Genomic DNA, 21352 nt, shown 5'->3' on the forward strand with positions numbered 1-21352 from the left:
TGCTCCCCCGCCGCACGCGGCCGCGGGGGCCGCCAGCAGGTCTTCGGACTCGGGTTCACCCGGATCGGGGCGCCTTCCCGGACGTCCGCGAGGGAGTCCAGTGGCCGAGGCCCCGCCCGTCCCCCTCACCGCTGCGCGTCAGTTCCGGATTCGCACCGGATTCCCTGACCCACGTACATGGGTTCGACTGGCCTCGGCAAGCTATCACGGAGGCCGCCCGGGGAATCACCGCGCACCCGGCGCCGTTTCACCAGGAGCAGTTCGTCCACGACTTCCGAGGAGGCCGCCGGTGTACGGCGACGAGGCAACGGTCCGCAGGATCCTCACCGAGCTCGGCGACACCTGGGCCGTGGTGGGCCTGTCGTCGAACCAGCGGCGCGCGGCGTACGGCGTCGCCGCCGTGCTCCAGCGCTTCGGCAAGCGCGTCGTGCCGGTGCACCCGAAGGCGGAGACGGTGCACGGGGAGAAGGGGTACGCGAGTCTGGCGGACATCCCCTTCGACGTGGACGTCGTCGACGTGTTCGTGAACAGCGACCTCGCCGGGGCCGTCGCGGACGAGGCGGTCGCCAAGGGCGCGAAGGGCGTCTGGTTCCAGCTCGACGTCGTCGACGAGGCGGCGTACGGCCGGGTTCGCGATGCGGGCCTGGAGATGGTGATGGACCGCTGCCCGGCGATCGAGATCCCACGGCTGTCTCATCACGGCGTACAGAAACCCTGAAGCGTTCGCCAGGAAATACCCGCGCCCGGTCAAGGCTGCACAACTCGTCTTCTTCGGTCGGATGACCGATTCCTAACCTGAGGCCTCCTGCTCGCTGAACTCCGCGAGTTCATCTATGAGAGGCCCCTGAATCCATGGAAAGAGACGGTCTGCGCCGGGAGGTCGGGCTGATCGGGCTCATGTGGGCGTCGGTCGGTTCCATCATCGGCTCGGGCTGGCTGTACGGCGCCGAGAAGGCCGTCGTGGCGGCCGGCCCCGCGGCGATCCTGTCCTGGCTCATCGGCGCGGTGGCGATCGTGCTGCTGGCCCTGGTGCACGCGGAACTGGGCGGCATGTTCCCGGTCGCGGGCGGCACCGCCCGGTATCCGCACTACGCGTTCGGCGGACTGGCCGGCATGTCCTTCGGCTGGTTCGCATGGCTCCAGGCGGCGACCGTGGCACCGATCGAGGTCGAGGCCATGATCGGCTACGCCGGGCACTGGCACTGGGCGCAGGGTTTCCAGCACGCGACGGACGGGACGCTCACGACGAGCGGTTTCGTCGTCGCCGTCGTCCTGATGGCCGTGTTCGTCGTCGTCAACTTCCTCGGCGTGCGGATCCTGGCGCACACCAACAGCGCCGCCACCTGGTGGAAGGTGGCCGTGCCGCTGGCCGCGATCTTCATCATCGCGGCCGGCAACTTCCACCCGGGCAACTTCACCGAGCACGGCTTCGCCCCGTTCGGCGCCCACGGCGTGCTGAGCGCCGTCAGTTCCAGCGGCATCATCTTCGCCCTGCTGGGCTTCGAGCAGGCGATCCAGCTGGCGGGCGAGAGCCGCGACCCGCGGCGGGACCTGCCGCGCGCGACGATCGGCTCGGTCGCCATCGGGGCGGCCATCTACGTCCTGCTCCAGGTCGTCTTCATCGCCGCCCTGCCACTGGGCGCCTTCGCGCACGGCTGGACCAGGCTCGACTACCCCGGCATCAGCGGCCCGTGGGCGGGGCTCGCAACCCTGGTGGGCCTCGGCTGGCTGAGCGCGGTGCTGTACCTGGACGCGGTGGTCTCCCCGGGCGGCACCGGCCTGATCTACACGACGGCCACGTCCCGCGTCTCCTACGGACTGGCCCGCAACGGCTACGCGCCGAAGCTCTTCGTCCGCACCGACGCGCGCGGCGTCCCGTGGTTCGGGCTGATCGTGTCCTTCGTGACCGGCGTGGTCTGCTTCCTGCCGTTCCCGAGCTGGCAGCAGCTGGTCAGCTTCATCACCTCGGCGAGCGTGCTGATGTACGCGGGTGCCCCGCTGGCCTACGGCGTCTTCGCGGACCGGCTGCCGCACCGGGAGCGCCCCTACCGCCTGCCCGGCGGGAAGGTCCTCTCGCCGCTGTCGTTCGTGGTGGCCAACCTCATCATCTACTGGTCCACCTGGGACACCCTGTGGCGGCTGGGCGTGGCCATCGTCCTCGGTTACGTCCTGCTCGGCGGCTACGCCTGGTACGCCACGCGCAAGGGTCTGCCCGACGCGCCCCGGCTCGACTGGAAGGCCGCCCAGTGGCTGCCTGTCTACCTGCTGGGCATGGGCGTCATCTCCTGGCAGGGCGGCTTCGGCGGCCAGGGGCACCTCGCCCTGTGGTGGGACATGCTGGTCATCGCGGTGTTCTCGCTGGCGATCTACTACTGGGCCCGGGCCTCGGCCTCCGTGTCCGGGGAGATCGAGCGGAGCATCGAGGAGGTGGCCGTCGCGGAGGTGCCCGTCCACTGACGGCGGCCTCCATAATGTGCGCATGACCCACCCCCTTCCGCCCGCCGACTCCGGCGCCCCGCAACGCTTTCCCGTCGTCGTCGTGGGCGCCGGCCCCGCGGGTCTGACCGTCGGAAACATCCTGCGGGCCGCGTCCGTGGACTGCTTGGTGCTGGAGACCGGGACCCGGGAGTTCATCGAACAGCGGCCCAGGGCCGGGGTCATCGAGGAAGGAGTCGTGCGGGGCCTTGAGAAGCGTGGCCTCGCCCGGAACCTGCTGGACCGCGCGGAGCTGCACACCGCGTGCGAGTTCCGCTTCGAGGGGGAGCGGTACCGGTTCCCGTACGGCGAACTGACGGGCAGTCATCACTTCGTCTACCCACAGCCGTTGCTGGTGTCGGACCTGGTGCGTGAGTACGCCGACGTGCGGGGCGGCGCGATCCGCTTCGGCGTCCGGGACGTACGCGTCCACGACGTCGACGGTGACCGGCCGTCGGTGTCGTACACCTGCCCCGAGACGGGCGAACACCGGGTCGTGCACTGCGACTTCGTCGCGGGATGCGACGGGGCGCGCGGGGTGAGCCGGGCCTCGCTCCCGCCCGACCGGGTCCGGATAGCGCGGCACGACTACGGCATCGGCTGGCTGGCCCTGCTCGCCGAGGCGCCGCCGTCCACCGACTGCGTGCTGTTCGGCTGCCACGAGCGCGGCTTCGCCGGCCAGATGCCCCGCAGCCCGGAGGTGACCCGCTACTACCTCCAGTGCCCGCCGGGCGACGACGTGGCGAACTGGCCGCACGAGCGCGTCTGGTCGGAGCTGCGGGACCGGCTCGGAGCGGCCGGTGTGCCGCCGCTGACCGAGGGCCGGCTGATCGAGAAGCGCGTGCTGGACCTGCACGACTACGTGGTCGAACCGATGGCGCACGGCCGGCTCTTTCTCGCCGGCGACGCGGCCCATCTGGTCGCCCCGATCGCCGCCAAGGGCATGAACCTCGCCCTGCACGACGCCTTCCTGCTCGGCGACGCCCTGGTCGCGCGGCTCACCACCGGTGACGGCAGCGGCCTCGACGGCTACGCGCGAACGTGTCTGCGGCGCGTGTGGGACTACCAGGAGTTCTCGCAGTGGCTGTCCGAGGTGTACCACGGCACGGCGGCGGGCGACCCGTTCCGCGCGGGCACCGCGCTCGCCCGGCTGCGCCGTCTGTTCACCTCGCCCACGGCGGCCGCCGCCTTCGCCGAGCAGTACCTCGGGACGGCGGCGCACCACTGAGCGAGCCGTGCTCAGTCGTGCGGGGGCCGGTCGCTGAGCCGGTGGTCGGCCACGTTCAGCGCCTCGTCGACGAGCCTGCGCAGATGGCCGTCGCGCAGTGAGTAGATCACCCGGCGGCCCTCCTTGCGCGTGTCCACCAGACCCGCGAGGCGCAGTCGCGCCAGGTGCTGGCTGACGGCCGGCCGGGCCGCCCCGCACGCCTCCGTGAGCGTTGTGACGTCGGCCTCTGACCCGGTCAGCGCGTGCAGCAGGGCGAGCCGGGTCCGGTCCCCGAGCAGGGCCAGCAGTTCGGCGGCGAGCGCGAACTGCTCCTCGCCGGGACTGCGCGGATGCGCATCATGCGCAGCTGACAGGTGCATGCGTGCGCTCATACGCACATAATGGCGCCACGGCACGGGTACGTCCACTCTCGCGCGCACCGGAAGGGGATCCACGTGAGCGACCGGCACGAGCACTCCCACCCTCAGGAGCACACCCACGGGCACGATCACGGGAGCCCGCCGGGGCAGGACCACCGGCACCACCACGGGCACCCGCCCGATCACGAGCACCGGCACCACCACGGACACTCGCCCGGCCACGAGCACCGGCACGACCGGGGCCACGACCACGGGCACCGGCACGGTCTGCGTCACCGGATGGCCCATCTCCTCGCCCCGCACTCCCACGAGACGGCCGACAAGGTCGACTCCGCCCTGGAGTCCTCGGCCCGCGGAATGCGGGCCCTCTGGGTCTCGCTCGTCGTCCTCGGCGTGACGGCACTCGCCCAGGCGGTCGTGGTGGCGCTCTCCGGGTCGGTGGCGCTGCTCGGCGACACGGTGCACAACACCGCGGACGCGCTGACCGCCGTCCCGCTCGGGATCGCCTTCGTGCTGGGCCGGCGCGCGGCCACGCGCCGCTTCACCTACGGCTACGGGCGGGCCGAGGACCTGGCCGGTCTCGTGATCGTGCTGACGATCGCCGCGTCCGCGGTCTTCGCGGGCTGGACGGCCGTGGACCGGCTGCTGGATCCGCGCCCGGTCCAGCACGTCCCGGCGGTCGCCGTGGCCGCCCTCGTCGGCTTCGCCGGCAACGAGTGGGTGGCGCGCTACCGCATGCGTGTCGGCCGCTCGATCGGCTCGGCCGCGCTGGTCGCCGACGGGCTGCACGCCCGCACCGACGGCTTCACCTCGCTGGCCGTGCTGCTGGGCGCCGGAGGCTCGGCCCTGGGATGGCACCTGGCCGACCCGATCGTCGGGCTGGCGATCACCGCTGCGATCGCGCTGGTGCTGCGGGACGCGGCCCGGGAGGTGTTCCGCCGGGTGATGGACGCCGTCGACCCGGCCCTGGTGGACCGCGCCGAGCGGGCCCTGACCGAGGTGCCCGGGGTGCGCGGGGTGGGTGAGCTGCGGCTGCGCTGGATCGGCCACCGGCTGCGCGCCGAGGTGGCGGTCGTGGTGGACGGCGGCGCGACGGTGCGCGAGGCCCATCGCATCGCCGTGGACGCCGAGCACGCGCTGCTGCACGCGGTACCGCGGCTGACCGCGGCCCTGGTGCACGCCGACCCCGAACCGGCCCCGGGCGAGAGCGACCCCCATCTGCCGCTGGCCCACCACATCGCGGCGTAGGCCGGGAGACCCCGAAGCCGCCGCCGGATCCACCGCCGGCCGGCTCATCGTGGCGTCAGGTCAGCAGCCCCCGAGCCCCTCCACCACCACGGCGTGCGGCAGTTCGGCGAAGGCCTTGCCCGGGACCAGCAGCTTGCCGCGCCGCCGCCCGCTGCCGACGAGCACGTACGGCAGGTCGACGACGGCCGCGTCCACCAGGAGGGGCCAGCCGTCCGGCAGCCCGAGCGGGGTGATGCCGCCGTACTCCATGCCGGTCTCGCCGGTCGCCGTGTCCATCGAGGCGAAGGAGGCCTTGCGGGCGCCGAGCCGGCGGCGCACGACCCCGTTCACGTCGACCCGGGTGGTGGACAGCACGACGCATGCGGCGAGCGTGGACTCGCCGCCCCGCTTGCCCGAGACCACCACGCAGTTCGCCGACCGTTCCAGCAGATCCTGCCCGTAGTGCTCCACGAAGGTGGCGGTGTCGGCCCACTCCGGGTCGGTGTCGACGTAGACGATCTGCTCGGCGGGGACGCTGCCCTGCCAGTGGCGTACGGCGTCGGCGACCGGGCCGGTGAGTTCGTCGAGGCAGGCGGGGGCCGGCCGGGCGTCGTCGAAGTGTCCGATGGGTGCGCGCATGCCCGCACGCTAACAACAGCGGCCCGGCGGCGGTCCGCGCGTCTCAGGTCACGGGCGGCACCGAGACGGCCATGACCATCTCCATGGGGGCGTCACCGGTGTTGCCGTAGGTGTGCGGGACGTTGGCCTCGAAGTGGACGCTGGAGCCGGCGGGCACACGGTGCTCGACGCCGTCTACGGTGAGGGTCAGTTCGCCCGCCGTGACGTGCAGCAGTTCGGTCGTGCCGGCGGGGTGCGGGTCCGACGGGCTGCTCTCGCCGGGCATGAGCCGCCAGTCCCACATCTCCAGCGGGCCGGGCGCCTCGGTGCCCGCGAGGAGCCGGTTGTAGCTGCCGGCGTCGGTGTGCCAGAGCCGTACGGCCTGGTCGGCCGGGATGACGCGCACGTTCGGGCCCTGCTCGTAGTCGAGCAGGGTCGTGATGCTGACGCCGAGCGCGTCGCCGATCTTGACGACGGTGCCGAGGCTGGGGTTGGTGCGGGCCTGCTCGATCTGGATGAGCATGCCGCGGCTGACGCCCGCCCGGGCTGCGAGCACGTCCAGGGTGAAGCCGCGCACCGCGCGCCAGTGCTTGACGCTCCGCGCCAGGGACTGGGTCAGCAGGTCGAGGTCCGACACATTCCGTCCAATATTCTGTATGACACAGTGCAATGCACCGCACTATGGTGTGGTTCACCTGATCGTTCACTGAACTGTACTGCGAGGTATCCGTCCCATGACAGCGCTCTTCGCCCTGGCCACCAGCCTGCTGTGGGGGCTGGCCGACTTCGGCGGCGGTCTGCTGACCCGGCGCACGCCCGCGCTCACGGTGGTGGTGGTCTCGCAGTCGATCGCGGTCGTGGTGCTCGGCGCGGTCGTGGTGGCGACCGGCGGCTGGAGCGAGGCGGGGCCGCAGCTGTGGTTCGCCGTGGCGGCCGGGCTGGTCGGTCCGGTGGCGATGCTCGCCTTCTACAAGGCGCTCGCGCTGGGCCCGATGGGCGTGGTCTCGCCGCTGGGGTCGATCGGCGTGGCGGTGCCGGTCGGGGTGGGCCTGATGCTGGGCGAGCGCCCCGGCCTGCTGCAGTTCACCGGCATCCTGGTGGCCGTCGCGGGAGTGTGCCTCGCCGGCGGTCCCCAGTTCCGCGGCGCTCCCGTCCAGCGGCAGGCCATCGTCCTGACCCTGCTCGCGGCGTTCGGCTTCGGCGCGGTGATGGCCCTGATCGCAGAGGCGTCGACGACGCTGACCGGCCTGTTCCTCGCCCTGTTCGTGCAGCGGGTGACGAACGTCGCCGCGGGCGGGCTCGCGCTGTTCGTGTCGGTGCGGCGCGGGGCGCCCGCCCTGCCGGCGGACGGCTTCCCCTGGCGCACCCTGCCCGCCCTCGCCTTCGTCGGCCTCGCGGACGTCGCCGCCAACGGCACGTACTCGATCGCGGCACAGCACGGCCCGGTGACGGTCGCGGCCGTGCTGGCCTCCCTGTACCCGGTGGTGACGGCCGCGGCAGCACGGGGCTTCCTGCGCGAACGGCTGCGGGCGGTGCAGGCCGCGGGCGCGGGCCTGGCCCTGGTGGGGACGGTCCTACTGGCCTCGGGCTGAACCCGGCCGCGGCTCCGGGGGGCGTGACACCGGGCTGAAGCGGCTGTTGCGCCGAGGTCTCGTGGCATCGGGCGAGCGCTGCTGCGGCTCCGAGGCCTGGTGGCGTCAAGCTCTCGTGCCATCGAGCGACCCCGGCGGTTCAGGCCCCCGGTTCCAGCTCCGCGAGTCCCGCCGCCGCCTCCTCGTCCAGCTCCGCCAGCCGGGCCGCCGTCTCCTCGTCCAGGCCCGACAGGGCACGGAGCTGCTCGGGGGTGACGCCCTCCGGTATCGGGACCGGCGCCGGGGTGCGCAGCGGCGGCTGCCAGCCGTCGGCAGCGGTCCAGCGCCGTACGACGCGGGCGGGCGCGCCCGCGACCACGGCGTGGTCGGGCACCGTGCCCCGTACGACCGCACCCGCGGCCACCACCACGTTCCGCCCGATCCGGGCGCCCGGCAGGATCACCGCTCCCGTGCCGATCCAGCAGCCGGGCCCGATCTCCACGGGCTCCATCCGCGGCCACTGCTTGCCGATCGGCTCGTGCGGATCGTCGTAGGAGTGGTTCGTGGACGTGACGTAGACGTAGGGGCCGAAGTAGCAGTCGCTGCCGATCGTGACCGTCGTGTCGGCGATGACGTGGCTGCCGCGGCCCAGGACGACGCCGTCGCCGAGGCGCAGGATCGGGTCCGGGCCGAGGTCGAGGTCGGGCATCAGGCCCGCGGTGAGGGTGACCTGCTCGCCGATGATGCAGTGGGAGCCGAGATGGATCCAGGGCTCGCCGAAGACCGTGCCGAGCGGGAAGGCGAGTCTGGTACCTGTTCCCATCGCGCCGAAGCGGTACCGGCCGGGGTGCTCGGCGGTGACGGAGGCCGTCCGCTGCAACCAGGCCCAGCCCGCGTGGACGGCGCGCTGCGTGAGGCTCCGCCGCCAGGATGAGAACGTGTTCTTGCGCTTCGGCACGAGCTCACGGTACTCAGCGGTAGCTCCACCCGCGGCGTCGGTGGCCTGTGATCTTCGCCCCACCGGGTGGCGTACGGTGTGCGCGTGTCTACGACGTTTCGGGAGGCGGACATGGCACAGCGGGCGATGATCACCGGGATCGGCGGCAGAGAGCCGGAGATCGACGCGACGGCGTTCGTGGCGCCGACGGCGTCGGTGATCGGGGGCGTGACGCTGGGGGCGGGTGCGAGTGTCTGGTACGGAGCCGTGGTGCGCGGCGACGTCGAGACGATCTCGGTCGGGGCGAGCAGCAACGTGCAGGACAACTGCACGCTCCACGCCGACCCGGGATTCCCCGTGAACGTCGGGGAGCGGGTGAGCATCGGGCACAACGCGGTGGTGCACGGGGCGACCGTCGAGGACGACTGTCTGATCGGGATGGGCGCGACGGTGCTGAACGGGGCGGTGATCGGAGCCGGATCCCTCGTCGCCGCGCAGGCGTTGGTTCCGCAGGGGATGGTCGTGCCGCCCGGGTCACTGGTGGCGGGGGTTCCCGCGAAGGTGCGGCGGGAGCTGTCGGAGGAGGAGCGGCAGGGCGTCACCCTCAACGGCACGATGTACGCCGAGCTGGCGAAGGCGCATCGCGAGGTGCATGCCTAGGTTCATCGGCGGGTGCGGCGTCGTGGGAGCTGGTCGCGCCCACGCGGCGGAGCCGCACATCGATGCAGCCCATCGATGCAGCCCCGCGCCCCTACGGAACCTGCGCTTCTGCCGCTTCCAGGTTCCGGTCCGCCTTCTTCGCCTTGCGCTTGATCACCAGCATGGACGTGAGGCCCACCAGGACCGCCGCGACCAGGCCCAGCCACGAGAAGCGCTTCAGCCAGGACTCCGCGACGATGCCGACGTAGTAGATGACCGCGGTCGTGCCGCCCGCCCAGACGATGCCGCCGAGGACGTTGGCGATGAGGAACTTCCAGTACGGCATGCGCAGCACACCGGCGAGAGGGCCGGCGAAGATCCGGAGCAGGGCGACGAACCGGCCGAAGAAGACGGCCCACATGCCCCACTTCTCGAAGGAGCGTTCGGCGGTGGCGATGTGGCCCTCGCTGAAGTGCTTGGGGAACTTCTCGCCCAGCCAGGCCAGCAGGGGCCGCCCGCCCTTGCGGCCGATGGCGTAGCCGATCGAGTCGCCGATGATCGCGCCGGCCGTGGCGCTGGCGCCGAGGACGACGGGGTCGATCTCGCCGTTCTGGGACGCCAGCAGGGCGGAGGAGACGAGGATGATCTCGCCCGGCAGCGGGATACCCAGGCTCTCCAGGCCGATGACCAGCCCCACCAGTGCGTATACGGCGACGGCGGGTACGGTTTCGAGCCACTCCTGGACGTGCAACGCCGGTTCCTTTCCCTGGGCTTCCTGCGAGCTTCCCTGCGGGCACGGGAAGCCTACCGGCTCCTAGGACGTCCCCTGCGGCTCAGGCGTTCCAGCTCCACTCGGCGACTTCCGGCAGGTCGGTTCCGTGCTCGACGATCCAGGCGTGGTGGCGGGTGCGGGCGTCGGCCATCCGCTGGCGTACGGCCGTGGCGCGGACCGCGAGGCCGGGGACGCGGTCGATGACGTCCATGACCAGGCGGTAGCGGTCGAGGTCGTTGCGGACGACCATGTCGAACGGCGTGGTCGTGGTGCCGGCCTCCTTGTAGCCGCGCACGTGCAGGTGCTGGTGGCCGGTGCGGCGGTAGGCCAGGCGGTGGATCAGCCAGGGATAGCCGTGGTAGGCGAAGATCACCGGCTTGTCGGTGGTGAACAGGCCGTCGTACTCGAAGTCGCTCATGCCGTGCGGGTGCTCTCCCTGGGGCAGCAGCCGGGCGAGGTCGACGACGTTCACGACCCGGACGGACAGCTCGGGCAGATGGCGGCGCAGCAGGTGCGCGGCGGCCAGGGTCTCCTGGGTCGGGACGTCACCGGCGCAGGCCAGCACGACGTCGGGCTCGGCGCCGTCCTCGGTGCCCGCCCACTCCCAGATGCCGGCGCCGCGGGCGCAGTGGACCCGGGCCTCGTCCATCGACAGCCAGTCGAAGCAGGGCTGCTTCCCGGCGACGATCACGTTCACGTAGTCGCGGCTGCGCAGGGCGTGGTCCGCGACGGACAGCAGGGTGTTGGCGTCCGGCGGGAGGTAGACCCGGACGACCTCGGGGCTCTTGTTGAGGACGTGGTCGACGAAGCCGGGGTCCTGATGGGAGAAGCCGTTGTGGTCCTGCCGCCACACATGGGAGGTCAGCAGGTAGTTGAGGGAGGCGATGGGGGCCCGCCAGGGCAGCCTGCGCGAGGTGCGCAGCCACTTGATGTGCTGGTTGACCATGGAGTCGACGATGTGCACGAAGGCCTCGTAGCAGGAGAACAGTCCGTGCCGGCCGGTGAGGAGGTAGCCCTCCAGCCAGCCCTGGCAGAGGTGTTCGGAGAGGACCTCCATCACCCGGCCGTGCCGGTCGAGGTGCTCGTCCACGGGCAAGGTCTCGGCCTGCCAGGACTTGCCGCTGGCCTCGTAGACGGCCTGGAGCCGGTTGGAGGCGGTCTCGTCCGGGCCGACCAGGCGGAAGTCGCGGCGGTCGGCGGTGTCGCGCATGACCCGGGCGAGGAGATCGCCGAGGACCCGCGTCGGCTCGTGCATGGTCGTGCCGGGCTTGTCGACGGGGACGGCGAAGTCGTCCAGGGAGGGGACCGGCAGGTCGCGGACGAGCAGGCCGCCGTTGGCGTACGGGGTGGCGCCGAGCCGCCTGGTGCCGTCGGGGACGCAGGCGAGCACGTCGGCGACCGGGCGGCCCTCGGCGTCGAACAGTTCCTCGGGCCGGTACGAGCGCAGCCAGGACTCCAGCTGCCGCAGGTGGTCGGGGTTGTCGCGGACGCCGGACAGCGGCACCTGGTGGGCGCGCCAGGTGCCCTCGACCGGTTCGCCGTCGACCTCGGCCGGGCCGGTCCAGCCCTTGGGGGTGCGCAGCACGATCACCGGCCAGTGCGGTCGGTCGGTCACGCCGTCCTCGCGGGCGGCGCGCTGCGCGGCGGCGATGCGGTCGAGCGCGGTGTCCATGGCCCCGGCCATGGCGCGGTGGACGGTGGCCGGATCATCGCCGGCGACGTGGATCGGCTCGTGGCCGTAGCCACGCAGCAACGCGTCGAGCTCCTCCTCGGGGATGCGGGACAGCACGGTCGGGTTGGCGATCTTGTAGCCGTTGAGGTGCAGGATCGGCAGGACGGCGCCGTCGTGGACGGGGTCGAGGAACTTGTTGGCGTGCCAGGACCCGGCGAGCGGGCCCGTCTCCGCCTCGCCGTCGCCGATCACGCAGGTCACCAGCAGGTCCGGGTGGTCGAGGGCGGCGCCGTAGGCGTGGGCGAGGGAGTAGCCGAGTTCGCCGCCCTCGTGGATCGAGCCGGGCACCTCCGGGGCGACGTGGCTGGGCACGCCGCCGGGGAAGGAGAACTGCCGCATCAGCAGCTCCATGCCCAGCGCGTCCCGGGAGACGTCCGGGTACTTCTCGCTGTAACTGCCCTCCAGCCAGGAGTTGGCGAGGACCGACGGCCCGCCGTGGCCGGGGCCCCAGATGCACAGGGCGTCGAGCTCGCGTGCCTTGATCACCCGGTTGAGGTGGGTGTGGACGAGGTTCAGCCCGGGTGAGGTCCCCCAGTGGCCCAGCAGCCGCGGCTTGATGTGCTCGGGCCTGAGCGGCTCGGTCAGCAGGGGGTTCGCCAGCAGATAGATCTGACCGGCCGCCAGGTAGTTGGCGGCCCGCCAGTGGGCGTCCAGCGTGCGCAGTTCCTCGTCGGTCGGCGCGGTCCTGCTGCCGGTCCTGCCGTCCTGGCGCGGGGCCTCGGACATGAGTGACTCCCTGGGTTCTGCGGGCGGACTCAGGAGGAGTACCAGTTTGTTCCGGTTCGATGCCAGGCGCCTCTCGGCCATGCCTTGCCTTCGATGCCAGGCGCCTCTCGGCCATGCCTCGCCGCCCGCGCGGTCCCGGCCGACCGCCCTCGCGTGCAGTCCCGGCCGGCCGCCCCTCGCGTCCCGTCCCGGCCGCAGATCCCGGGACGACGGGGTCGCCGACCCGGGCGACCCCGTATCCGTTCTACGGCAGTGCGACGGAGCGCACTGCCGTCACGGCGTCGACCGGCGGCGCGAGGGAGTGCACCGTCGTCACGGCGTCGGCCACGGTGGCGGTCGCCGGACCGATGACGTCGGGTCCGGGCCCCGTGACCCCCTGGTCAGCGCCGGGCTCGGCGTCCTCGCAGCAGCCGACCTGCGCGAACCTCGCCTCGTAGCGCTCCTGCGGCAGATCCCCGGACCCCGTGTCCGGCCGCCCGGGCGGGGCGTCGTCGTGCGGTCGCCGCGTGCGCTGACCACTGCTCTCGCGCGGAGCGTCCTCGGTCCGCTTCTTCCGGGACTCCCCCGAACCTCCGGGCGCGGCGGCCGGTTCCAGCGCCCAGCGTTGCGCCTCGGACCCGTCGCGGCCGGTGACGATCACGTCCCGGCCCTTGCCGGGGGCGACGGCCAGCCCCTTGGCGCCGCGGGGCAGGAGTTCGCCGCGCACGGTCAGGTCGTAGCGGACGACCCCGGCGTGCACGAGGCAGCCGGCCAGGACGACCGAGCCCTCGGCCGTGTCCGAGCCCAGGCACAGGGTGGGGTCGGCGGCGCTGCGCAGGACCCCGTCGTCCTGGTACGACCACAGCTGGGATCCGCCCGAGGAGCAGGCGGCCAGCACGATGCGGGCGTCCGCCCGGATCCGCCCGCCCAGGACGTCGAGGCACCGGCTGCCGTCGAGGTTGCGCAGCCGCCCCCGGGCCACTTCGGCGGGGCTGTCGACGGAGGCGGCCGACGGCGAACCCTCGGACGAGGACCGTGTGGAGTCCGGTTCCACGGACGAGGGGCCCACGCTGTCCGGGGCGACGGAGTGACCGCTGACCGCGCCCCAGGTGACCTGCGGGTCGGCGGTGCCGCTCTCCTCCGTCCAGCCCCGGGCCGCGAGCAGGGTGGCGAGCAGCACGAGGGAGGTCACCCCGATCGCCGCGGCCAGCGCCTTCGTGTGCCTCCTCGGCGCCCCGGGCAGGCCGGTCGCCGGCAGGTCACGGGGCCGCAGGCGGTGGCGTCCGCCCGCGGGCAGGACCGGCCGGCCCTCGTCGCGGCCCGGCCGTGACTCCAGGTAGCGGCGGGCGCCCCAGCCGAGCACCGTCTCGACGAGCAGGTCTTCGAGACCGCCCTCGAAATGACTGAGTTGTTCGGCGGCGTGACGGCAGTAGCGGCAGGCCATGAGATGCCGCTGCACGTCCGGCAGCAACGCCCCGCCGCGGCGCATGGGAACGTCCAACAGGCGGTTGTAGTGGCGGCATTCCTGCGTCGGTGCGAGTTCCCGGTGCGCGCGTACGCACCCGGTGCGGAATTGCTCGCGCGCCTGCTCCAGGGCGGCCGACGCGGTGGCGGCGTCCACCCCGAGCAGACCGGCCGGTACGGATATGGACTCGGCCTCGACCTCCGCGTGCCAGAGCAGGCATTGGGAAGCCCCCGGAAGGCCCCGGAAAGCGCGCTCCGCGAGGCGCCGCCTTTCGGGCGTCCCCGGCCGGGCGGCCCGCAGTCCCCGGGCGCCGACGGTTTTGCGGAGTTCCGGCAGCACGGTGGAAATGCCGTCGTCGGCGGCCCACTCCCCGACCGTCTCCCGGACCGCGGTGAGCAGCCGCGGACGCAGGGCGCCGCCGCCCGGCCGGGCCAGTTCCCTGCGGAAGGCGGCTGCGGCCGCCATGGACGCGGAGTCCTCCGAGGACGCGAGGCAGATCACGGCGTACTCGTAGACCGCGCGCCAGTGCCGCGCCAGCAACAGCGCGACGGCACGCGGCCCTTCGGCGGGTTCGCCGACCCGGGCGAGAAGATTGCGATCGGACTCCGCGGGCCCCGCTCCGGGTCGTGGCGGGTACGGCGGGCGTGGGGGGTTGGGGGATTGCACGGAACCATTTCCTTCCAGCCGCAGAACGGCATGCGAATTGCGCGTCCGTCGGAAAGCAGGTGGGTGATTGGTGCATACCTATGCCGCGTCAGCTGCGGACTCGGCTGTGAGGCGGCTCACTTTCGCACACGCGACTGAGAGGTAACAAGGAGTTCGGATGACCCAGGTTCAAAACGAGGGGAATTCAGATATGTTACCGGCGGTATCCGCACCGGCTTTCGAAAACATGGCCGCCGCAGCGCGCAAGTTGTGCGCACACAAAGGCGGTTGGTCCACGAAATCTCCAGATCCACAGCCCGCTCCCATGCGGCTCTCGGCCCGCTCTCAGCCCCGCGCGCCAGCATGAGCCGCATGATCGCCCCCCACCCTTCCACCCCGGCCACCCCGGCCCGCAGCGTCCGCAAGGCGGTGGTCCCGGCCGCCGGCCTCGGCACCCGCTTCCTGCCCGCCACGAAGGCGACGCCCAAGGAAATGCTGCCGGTCGTCGACAAGCCCGCCATCCAGTACGTCGTCGAGGAGGCGGCAGCGGCGGGACTCGACGACGTCCTGATGGTCACCGGTCGGCACAAACGGGCCATCGAGGACCACTTCGACCACGCCTTCGAACTGGAACAGGCCCTCGCGACCAAGGGCGACACCGTACGGCTGGACGCGGTGCGCGACCCGGCGCGGCTGGCGAGCATCCACCACATCCGCCAGGGCGACCCGCTGGGCCTCGGGCACGCCGTGCTGTGCGCCCGCCGCCATGTCGGCGACCAGCCCTTCGCGGTCCTCCTGGGCGACGACCTGATCGACCCGCGCGAGAGCCTGCTGAGCCGGATGCTCGACGTCCGCGACCGCCGACTGGGCAGCGTGGTCGCCCTGATGGAGGTCCCGCCGGAGCAGATCCACCTCTACGGCTGCGCCGCCGTCGAACCGACCGGCGAGGAGGACGTCGTCCGTGTCACGGGCCTGGTCGAGAAGCCGGCCCGGGAGCACGCGCCGAGCCGCTACGCCGTCATCGGCCGCTACGTCCTCGACCCTGCCGTCTTCCCCGTCCTGGAGCGCATCCCGCCGGGCCGGGGCGGCGAGATCCAGCTGACGGACGCCCTGCAGGAGCTGGCCTCGGGCGGCACGGTGCACGGGGTCGTCTTCAAGGGCCTGCGCTACGACACCGGCGACAAGGCCGACTACCTGCGCACCGTGGTCAGGCTGGCGTGCGAACGGCCCGACCTGGGGCCGCAGTTCGTCGCATGGCTCAGGGAGTTCCTCGGAGAGCTGGACGGAGCGCGCCCCGGACGCCGGGACATGGCAGCCTGACATGCGAAAGCCCCGGCACCCGGCCGGGGCCCCGCACCCGCGGCCACCTGATCAGCCGCCGGGCCGCAGGGCATGGACGCCACCTCTCCAGCCGTCGGGCCGCAGAATACGGGCGGCCACCTCTCCAACCCTCGGGCCGCAGGGCATGGACGCCACCTCTCCAGCCGTCGGGCCGCAGGATACGGGCGGCCACCTCTCCAGCCGTCGGGCCGACAGCTCCCACGCGACCGCCTGATCAGCCGTTCGGCCGCAGGGTCCACACCACCGTCATCTCGCCGGTCACGGCACCGTCGGCCCGCTGGATGGCGATGGTCACCGGGAACTCGGGGCGCTCACCGGCGTCCAGCCGCGCGACGACCTCGGTGGCCGGGCGGCCCAGGGTGGCCGTGGCGGTGACGGCGCCCATCGCCAGCTTCTTGTAGGAGATCTCGGCGCTGACGGCGAGCGGTACGGCGCGCGAGAGCTGGTCCCCGAACGCGGCCAGCACGATCGCCCCACTGGCGGACTCGCCGAGCGTGAACATCGCACCGGCATGCGGGCCGCCCACGTGGTTGTGGTACTCGCTCTGGTCGGGCAGCGACACCACGGCCCGCTCCGGCGAGGTCTCGAGGAACTCGAGGTTCAGGGTGCGGGCCATGGGCACCGTGGCGGCGAGCATCTCGCCGATGGACATCTGGTCTGCGCTCATGGCCGCATGTTACTCACGAGTAGAGACGGCTGGCCAGGCAGGTGTGACGACCGCCGCATCGGTCCTCACGACATCCACACCGCCCTGTCCCCGGGTTGCTACGTCTCCGTCCACGGGCAGTGACCGAAACGTGTCGGAGCGCGGCTAGGGTGGCTGCCCATGTGGCCAGGACAGCAGCCGCCCGGGGGCGAGCAGAACCCGCAAGCGAACAACCCGTACCAGCAGCCGGGGTACCAGCAGCCGAATCCGTACCAGCAGCCGGGGTACCAGCAGCAGCCCAACCCGTATGGGCAGCAGCCGCAGTGGGGCACCCCCGCGTCGGCCGGCGCACCGCAGTCCCCGCAGGGCGGTGGCGGCGGCGGCCGGACGAAGCTGGTCGCGATCATCGCCGCCACGGCGGTGATCGTGGCTGCCGGTGTCACCGGTTTCCTGGTGCTGGGCGGCGACAAGGACGACACGGCGGACGGCGGCAAGAAGGGCAAGGGCGGCACGACGTCGTCAAGCCCGTCGGCCGAGGAGCCCAGCGCCCCCGCCACGGGCGACAACCCCCGCGGCGGCGAGGACGCCAAGCCCACGGTCAAGGGCTGGAAGGTCGTCATCAACCCCAAGTGGGGCACGGCCTTCGACGTTCCGGCCGACTGGGAGGTGGCGTCCCCGACGTCGTCCGTCTTCTTCGAGGACGAGAAGTCCGACGACGGCAAGCCGCTGATCACCATGTCGGCCCCGGCGTTCTACAAGTCCGAGTGGTGCACGAGCGACGAGGACAAGGACGGCAGGACCGAGACCGAGTCCCTGGCCGGGGCGGGTACCAAGGGCGCCGACGGAGCCAAGGACACGAACGAGGTCGCGGTCAACCAGGTGGCCTGGTGGGTGTACGGCGGCTACACCCAGCCGGACAAGAAGAGCGTCAAGACCGACGACAAGGCCAAGCCCTACACCACCGCCTCGGGCGTGAAGGGCAGCGTCGCCTGGGCGCACTCGGAGAACACGCCCGACACGGGCAAGTGCGCGAGCGACGGCAAGGCGATCACGTTCGGCTTCAAGAACTCCGCCGGTGACTTCGTGGCGTGGAGCTTCTACGGCGCCAAGGGTGTCAAGGGCGAGGTGCCCGAGAAGACCGTCATGAAGATCCTCAGCACGGTCCGGCTGCACGGCGAGCCGACCGGCGGCTGACACGGAAACCGGAACGGGCCCGCACCTGCGCAGGTGCGGGCCCGGCTCACTCCAGCGTCGTGGCGGGCGTCAGCCCTTCCGGTACCCGAACTGGAGACCCCGTCTTCTTCCCCGTTCCAAGGTCAATTCAAGATCAACTCAGCTTTGCGTCATGACGCCGCGCAAACGGTTTGGCAGGGCGGGCCCCCAGCGGCGATAGTCGGCCGGTGACGTCCCCGACCGCCTCCTCCCGGAGCCCCCGCAGACCCGCCTGGGCGGGCCGCAACTACTCCCTGCTGACCGCCGCCGCGGTCGTCACTGGCCTGGGCAGCCACGGCGCCCTGGTGGCGGCGGCGTTCGCGGTCATCGAAACGGGCGGCGACGGCGGTGACGTCGGCCTGGTGGCGGCGGCGCGGACCCTGCCGCTGGTGCTGTTCCTGCTGATCGGCGGCGCCGTCGCGGACCGGCTGCCCCGGCACCGGGTGATGGTCGCGGCCAACGTCCTGAACTGCCTCTCGCAGGCGGCCTTCGCCGTGCTGGTGCTGACCGGGGAGCCCCGGCTGTGGCACATGATGCTGCTCGCCGCGCTCGGCGGCACCGGCCAGGCCTTCTTCGGCCCGGCCGCCGAGGGCATGCTGATGTCCTCGGTCGAGGGCGAGCACGCGGGTCGCGCGTTCGCCGTGTTCCGGATGGCGATGCAGGGCGCGGTCCTCGGCGGTGCCGCGCTCGGCGGCGCCATGGTCGCGGTGATCGGGCCCGGCTGGGTGCTCGCGGCGGACGCGGCGGCCTTCGCGCTCGCCGGGGCGCTGCGGGCCTTCCTCGACGTCGGCCACATCCCGCCCCGCGCGCCGGGCGGCGGCCTGATCGCCGATCTGCGGGACGGCTGGCAGGAGTTCGCCGGCCGCCCCTGGCTGTGGGGCATCGTCGTCCAGTTCTCCGTCGCCAACGCCGTCGTCGCCGCCGCGGACGCGGTCTACGGCCCGCTCGTCGCCCGTGACCACCTCGGCGGCGCGGCCCCCTGGGGACTGGCCCTGGGCGCGTTCGGCGCGGGCACGGTCGCCGGCGCCCTGCTCATGACCCGCTGGAAGCCCCGCCGTCTCCTCCTCGCCGGCACCCTCTGCGTGTTCCCCTTGGCTCTGCCTTCGGCCGCCCTCGCCGTGCCGGTGCCGATCGGCGTCCTGTTCGGGGTGATGTTCGTCGCCGGCGCGACGGTGGAGGTGTTCGGCGTCTCCTGGATGACGGCACTCCACCAGGAGATCCCCGAGCACAAGCTCTCCCGCGTCTCGGCGTACGACTGGTTCGGCTCCGTCGCGCTGGTGCCTCTCGCCACGGCAGCGGCCGGCCCGGCGGAGGTGGCCTTCGGCCGCACGGCGGCCCTGTGGGGCTGCGCCGGCCTGGTCGTCCTGGTCACGGCGGCCGTGCTGTGTGTACCGGACGTCCGCGATCTGCGCCGCCGGACCACGCCGGTGGCGCGGGGCGGTACGGACCGCGCGTCAGCCGATGCCGAACGCCCCGTCGGGGGGCTCGGGTGACGGCACGGCGTCCTCGTCCCGCACCGCCCGCGCGCCTCCGATGAACTTCCGTAGCCCGGTGCCGTCTTCGACCCGGGCCGGGAAGGCGTCGGCGGCGGTGAGCCGGGCCAGGGCGGCGACGTCGATCGGCTGATGCCCGGCGACGAGCACCGCGTTCCCGAACCGCCGCCCCCGCAGCACACCCGGCTCGGCGATCAGCGCCAGTTCCTCGAAGGCGGTGCCGAGCGTGGCGAGTTGCGACCGCAGGAAGGCGAAGGGCGCGGCGTCGGGGAGATTGGCGAGATACACGCCGCTCCCCCGCAGCACCCGCGCGGCCTCACGGACGTAGGCGACGGAAGTCAGGTGTGCCGGCACCCGCGACCCGGTGAAGACGTCCGCGAGGAGGACGTCCGCCGAGGCCGCGGGAGCGTGCTCCAGCCAGGCCCGGGCGTCCGCCGCGTGCAGGGCGATGTCCGCGCCCTGAGGCAACGGCAGATGCTCGGACACCAGCTCCAGCAGCCCCCGGTCGGCCTCGACGACGTCCTGCCGCGAGCCCGGCCGGGTCTCGGCCAGGTACCGGGGCAAGGTGAGCGCCCCTCCCCCGAGATGCACCACGTCCAGCGCCCGCCCCGGCTCGGCCACGACATCCAGCACATGCCCGAGCCGCCGCGTGTACTCGAACTCCAGATGCCCGGGTTCGTCGAGATCGACGTAGGACTGCGGCGCCCCGTCCACGGTGAGCAGCCAGGCCCGTTCCCGGTCGACGTCGGGCATCAGCTTGGCAAACCCGTGGTCGACGGACCGGGCGACTGGTACAGGCTCGTTCACCCCTTCATTGTGCCTGCGCGGCAACGCCCGCAAGGGGCGCGGGGCTGTTCCGATATGCGGCTCCGCCGCGCGAGCGCGACCAGCCACAAGGGCCCCGCAGCCCCCCACGACCTCAGCCGACTACGGTGACTGTCCCCGCCCCCACCGTGCGGCCACCTTCACGGATCGCAAAGCCGAGACCGGGCTCCAACGGCACCTCCCGCCCCAGCTCCACGGTCAGGGCAACGGTGTCGCCGGGCCGGGCCACCGCCACCTCACCGAGGTCGACCACCCCGACCACGTCCGCGGTCCGGATGTAGAACTGCGGCCGGTACCCGGAGGAGACGGGCGTCGTCCGCCCGCCCTCCCGGGCCGACAGGACGTACACCTGCGCCGAGAAACGCCGCCGTGGTTTCACACTCCCCGGCGCGGCCACCACGTGCCCCCGCCGGACGGCATCCCGCGGGACACCCCGCAGCAGCAACGCCACGTTGTCCCCGGCCTGCGCCTCCTCCATCGGCTTCCCGAACGTCTCCAGCCCCGTGACCACCGTCTCGACGGAGGCCCCGAGCACCTCGACCCGGTCGCCGACGCGCACCACACCCCGCTCGACCGCCCCGGTCAGCACGGTCCCCCGCCCGGTGATGGTCAGCACGTTCTCCACCGGCAGCAGGAACGGCGCGTCCAGATACCGCTCCGGCATCGGCACATACGTGTCCACCGCGTCGAGCAGCGCCTCGATCGACGCCGTCCAGCGCGGGTCCCCCTCCAGCGCCTTCAGACCCGAGACGCGTACGACGGGTACGGAGTCGCCGCCGTAGCCGTGCGCGGTGAGCAGGTCGCGGACCTCCAGCTCGACCAGGTCGGTCAGCTCCTCGTCGCCCGCGTCGGCCTTGTTGAGGGCGACCACGACGTGGTCGACGCCCACCTGCCGGGCGAGCAGGACGTGTTCGGCGGTCTGCGGCATGATCCCGTCGAGCGCGGAGACGACGAGGATCGCCCCGTCGAGCTGGGCGGCGCCGGTGACCATGTTCTTGACGTAGTCGGCGTGGCCCGGCATGTCGACGTGCGCGTAGTGCCGGGTGTCGGTCTCGTACTCCACGTGCGCGATGTTGATGGTGATGCCGCGCGCCGCCTCCTCGGGCGCTCGGTCGATCCGGTCGAACGGCACGAACGCGCCACTGCCGCGGTCGGCGAGGACCTTGGTGATGGCGGCGGTCAACGTGGTCTTGCCGTGGTCGACATGACCCATCGTGCCGATGTTGAGATGCGGTTTCGTGCGGATATAAGCCGTTTTGGACATGGCTGTACCTCGAAGCGTCTGCTCAGCGAAGAAGAAGTGGGACCCCGAGGACCTGCCCGACCCTCCCCTTGCGGGGTCCGCCGGACGAACCGGAGAGGGTCAGCTTCGGGCGCCGTCCATGACGGCCGTGAGATCGACGACGGCAGCCTTCGGGGCACCCGTGACCACGGATGCTGCGAGGGCGAAGGCGTGCCGGAA

General features: G+C 72.4%; 19 protein-coding genes and 1 riboswitch. Of the genes, 9 read left to right on the forward strand and 10 right to left on the reverse strand.

The window, feature by feature from the left end; genetic code table 11:
• Window positions 1–31 precede the first annotated feature (31 nt).
• Window positions 32–192: riboswitch (cobalamin riboswitch) on the reverse strand.
• Window positions 193–289: 97 nt separating this feature from the next.
• From QOL88_RS05660 to QOL88_RS05670, 3 genes are all read left to right on the forward strand, one after another.
• Window positions 290–718, forward strand: coding sequence for a CoA-binding protein (locus tag QOL88_RS05660; protein WP_097215377.1), 429 nt, complete (start codon window positions 290–292; stop codon window positions 716–718).
• A gap of 134 nt (window positions 719–852) precedes the next feature.
• On the forward strand, window positions 853–2457 hold the full coding sequence (locus QOL88_RS05665; RefSeq protein ID WP_097215378.1) for an APC family permease: 1605 nt from the start codon (window positions 853–855) through the stop codon (window positions 2455–2457).
• A gap of 22 nt (window positions 2458–2479) precedes the next feature.
• The gene (locus QOL88_RS05670) at window positions 2480–3703 is read left to right on the forward strand and encodes a 4-hydroxybenzoate 3-monooxygenase (RefSeq protein ID WP_097215379.1); all 1224 of its coding nucleotides are present in this window, start codon (window positions 2480–2482) and stop codon (window positions 3701–3703) included.
• An 11-nt stretch (window positions 3704–3714) separates the two neighbouring features.
• Here the strand turns inward: QOL88_RS05670 and QOL88_RS05675 are convergent, their stop codons facing one another.
• Window positions 3715–4074, reverse strand: coding sequence for an ArsR/SmtB family transcription factor (locus tag QOL88_RS05675; RefSeq protein WP_179878778.1), 360 nt, complete (start codon window positions 4072–4074; stop codon window positions 3715–3717).
• Here QOL88_RS05675 and QOL88_RS05680 point away from each other — a divergent pair.
• On the forward strand, window positions 4057–5310 hold the full coding sequence (locus QOL88_RS05680; protein WP_373559270.1) for a cation diffusion facilitator family transporter: 1254 nt from the start codon (window positions 4057–4059) through the stop codon (window positions 5308–5310). The genes QOL88_RS05675 and QOL88_RS05680 overlap by 18 nt on opposite strands.
• 60 nt (window positions 5311–5370) lie before the next feature.
• Here the strand turns inward: QOL88_RS05680 and QOL88_RS05685 are convergent, their stop codons facing one another.
• Window positions 5371–5928, reverse strand: coding sequence for a YbaK/EbsC family protein (locus QOL88_RS05685; protein WP_097215382.1), 558 nt, complete (start codon window positions 5926–5928; stop codon window positions 5371–5373).
• A gap of 43 nt (window positions 5929–5971) precedes the next feature.
• Complete coding sequence (locus QOL88_RS05690; protein ID WP_097215383.1) at window positions 5972–6544, reverse strand: XRE family transcriptional regulator; 573 nt, start codon at window positions 6542–6544, stop codon at window positions 5972–5974.
• Window positions 6545–6641: 97 nt separating this feature from the next.
• Here QOL88_RS05690 and QOL88_RS05695 point away from each other — a divergent pair, with 97 nt between their 5' ends.
• Window positions 6642–7499, forward strand: a complete 858-nt coding sequence (locus QOL88_RS05695) for a DMT family transporter (protein ID WP_097215384.1) — start codon at window positions 6642–6644, stop codon at window positions 7497–7499.
• A 139-nt stretch (window positions 7500–7638) separates the two neighbouring features.
• On the opposite strand, the gene QOL88_RS05700 is transcribed toward QOL88_RS05695, so the two are convergent.
• Complete coding sequence (locus QOL88_RS05700) at window positions 7639–8436, reverse strand: acyltransferase (RefSeq protein WP_097215385.1); 798 nt, start codon at window positions 8434–8436, stop codon at window positions 7639–7641.
• Between the two features lie 111 nt (window positions 8437–8547).
• Between QOL88_RS05700 and QOL88_RS05705 the strand changes: the two genes are divergently transcribed.
• The gene (locus QOL88_RS05705) at window positions 8548–9075 is read left to right on the forward strand and encodes a gamma carbonic anhydrase family protein (protein WP_031107055.1); all 528 of its coding nucleotides are present in this window, start codon (window positions 8548–8550) and stop codon (window positions 9073–9075) included.
• 91 nt (window positions 9076–9166) lie between these two features.
• Here QOL88_RS05705 and QOL88_RS05710 read toward each other — a convergent pair whose 3' ends face one another.
• The 3 genes from QOL88_RS05710 to QOL88_RS05720 all read right to left on the reverse strand — a co-directional run bounded on the left by QOL88_RS05710 (window position 9167) and on the right by QOL88_RS05720 (window position 14394).
• Window positions 9167–9805, reverse strand: a complete 639-nt coding sequence (locus QOL88_RS05710) for a DedA family protein (RefSeq protein WP_097215386.1) — start codon at window positions 9803–9805, stop codon at window positions 9167–9169.
• A gap of 82 nt (window positions 9806–9887) precedes the next feature.
• Window positions 9888–12284, reverse strand: a complete 2397-nt coding sequence (locus QOL88_RS05715) for a phosphoketolase family protein (protein WP_097215387.1) — start codon at window positions 12282–12284, stop codon at window positions 9888–9890.
• A 244-nt stretch (window positions 12285–12528) separates the two neighbouring features.
• Window positions 12529–14394: an RICIN domain-containing protein gene (locus QOL88_RS05720; protein ID WP_257027547.1), complete on the reverse strand. Its 1866-nt coding sequence runs from the start codon at window positions 14392–14394 to the stop codon at window positions 12529–12531.
• 351 nt (window positions 14395–14745) lie between these two features.
• Here QOL88_RS05720 and galU point away from each other — a divergent pair, with 351 nt between their 5' ends.
• Window positions 14746–15693 (forward strand): UTP--glucose-1-phosphate uridylyltransferase GalU, encoded by a 948-nt coding sequence (gene galU / locus QOL88_RS05725; protein WP_097215389.1) that lies wholly within the window; start codon window positions 14746–14748, stop codon window positions 15691–15693.
• Between the two features lie 235 nt (window positions 15694–15928).
• On the opposite strand, the gene QOL88_RS05730 is transcribed toward galU, so the two are convergent.
• Entirely contained in the window at window positions 15929–16366 is a 438-nt protein-coding gene (locus QOL88_RS05730) for a DUF4442 domain-containing protein (RefSeq protein ID WP_097215390.1), read from the reverse strand.
• Window positions 16367–16540: 174 nt separating this feature from the next.
• On the opposite strand from QOL88_RS05730, the gene QOL88_RS05735 reads away from it, so the two are divergent.
• Together QOL88_RS05735 and QOL88_RS05740 are read left to right on the forward strand one after the other, a co-directional pair.
• Window positions 16541–17554 (forward strand): DUF8017 domain-containing protein, encoded by a 1014-nt coding sequence (locus tag QOL88_RS05735; RefSeq protein ID WP_097215391.1) that lies wholly within the window; start codon window positions 16541–16543, stop codon window positions 17552–17554.
• A gap of 206 nt (window positions 17555–17760) precedes the next feature.
• Entirely contained in the window at window positions 17761–19065 is a 1305-nt protein-coding gene (locus QOL88_RS05740; RefSeq protein WP_097215392.1) for an MFS transporter, read from the forward strand.
• Here QOL88_RS05740 and QOL88_RS05745 read toward each other — a convergent pair.
• Both QOL88_RS05745 and tuf read right to left on the reverse strand, forming a co-directional pair.
• Window positions 19027–19872: a spermidine synthase gene (locus tag QOL88_RS05745; RefSeq protein ID WP_097215393.1), complete on the reverse strand. Its 846-nt coding sequence runs from the start codon at window positions 19870–19872 to the stop codon at window positions 19027–19029. The genes QOL88_RS05740 and QOL88_RS05745 overlap by 39 nt on opposite strands.
• A gap of 112 nt (window positions 19873–19984) precedes the next feature.
• Window positions 19985–21154 carry an elongation factor Tu gene (gene tuf / locus QOL88_RS05750; protein ID WP_097215394.1) on the reverse strand — a complete coding sequence of 390 codons (1170 nt, stop codon included), beginning with the start codon at window positions 21152–21154 and terminating at the stop codon, window positions 19985–19987.
• Window positions 21155–21352 lie beyond the last annotated feature (198 nt).

The sequence above is a fragment of the Streptomyces sp. Ag82_O1-12 genome (assembly GCF_900182715.1).
GTDB lineage: Bacteria > Actinomycetota > Actinomycetes > Streptomycetales > Streptomycetaceae > Streptomyces > Streptomyces massasporeus.

Coding starts and splice junctions, on each gene's coding strand:
- QOL88_RS05665 (WP_097215378.1), top strand. CDS start 853: ATGGAAAGAGACGGTCTGCGCCGGGAGGTCGGGCTGATCGGGCTCATG.
- QOL88_RS05695 (WP_097215384.1), top strand. CDS start 6,642: ATGACAGCGCTCTTCGCCCTGGCCACCAGCCTGCTGTGGGGGCTGGCC.
- QOL88_RS05670 (WP_097215379.1), top strand. CDS start 2,480: ATGACCCACCCCCTTCCGCCCGCCGACTCCGGCGCCCCGCAACGCTTT.
- QOL88_RS05705 (WP_031107055.1), top strand. CDS start 8,548: ATGGCACAGCGGGCGATGATCACCGGGATCGGCGGCAGAGAGCCGGAG.
- tuf (WP_097215394.1), bottom strand. CDS start 21,154: ATGTCCAAAACGGCTTATATCCGCACGAAACCGCATCTCAACATCGGC.
- galU (WP_097215389.1), top strand. CDS start 14,746: ATGATCGCCCCCCACCCTTCCACCCCGGCCACCCCGGCCCGCAGCGTC.
- QOL88_RS05685 (WP_097215382.1), bottom strand. CDS start 5,928: ATGCGCGCACCCATCGGACACTTCGACGACGCCCGGCCGGCCCCCGCC.
- QOL88_RS05730 (WP_097215390.1), bottom strand. CDS start 16,366: ATGTCCATCGGCGAGATGCTCGCCGCCACGGTGCCCATGGCCCGCACC.
- QOL88_RS05715 (WP_097215387.1), bottom strand. CDS start 12,284: ATGTCCGAGGCCCCGCGCCAGGACGGCAGGACCGGCAGCAGGACCGCG.
- QOL88_RS05675 (WP_179878778.1), bottom strand. CDS start 4,074: ATGAGCGCACGCATGCACCTGTCAGCTGCGCATGATGCGCATCCGCGC.
- QOL88_RS05735 (WP_097215391.1), top strand. CDS start 16,541: ATGTGGCCAGGACAGCAGCCGCCCGGGGGCGAGCAGAACCCGCAAGCG.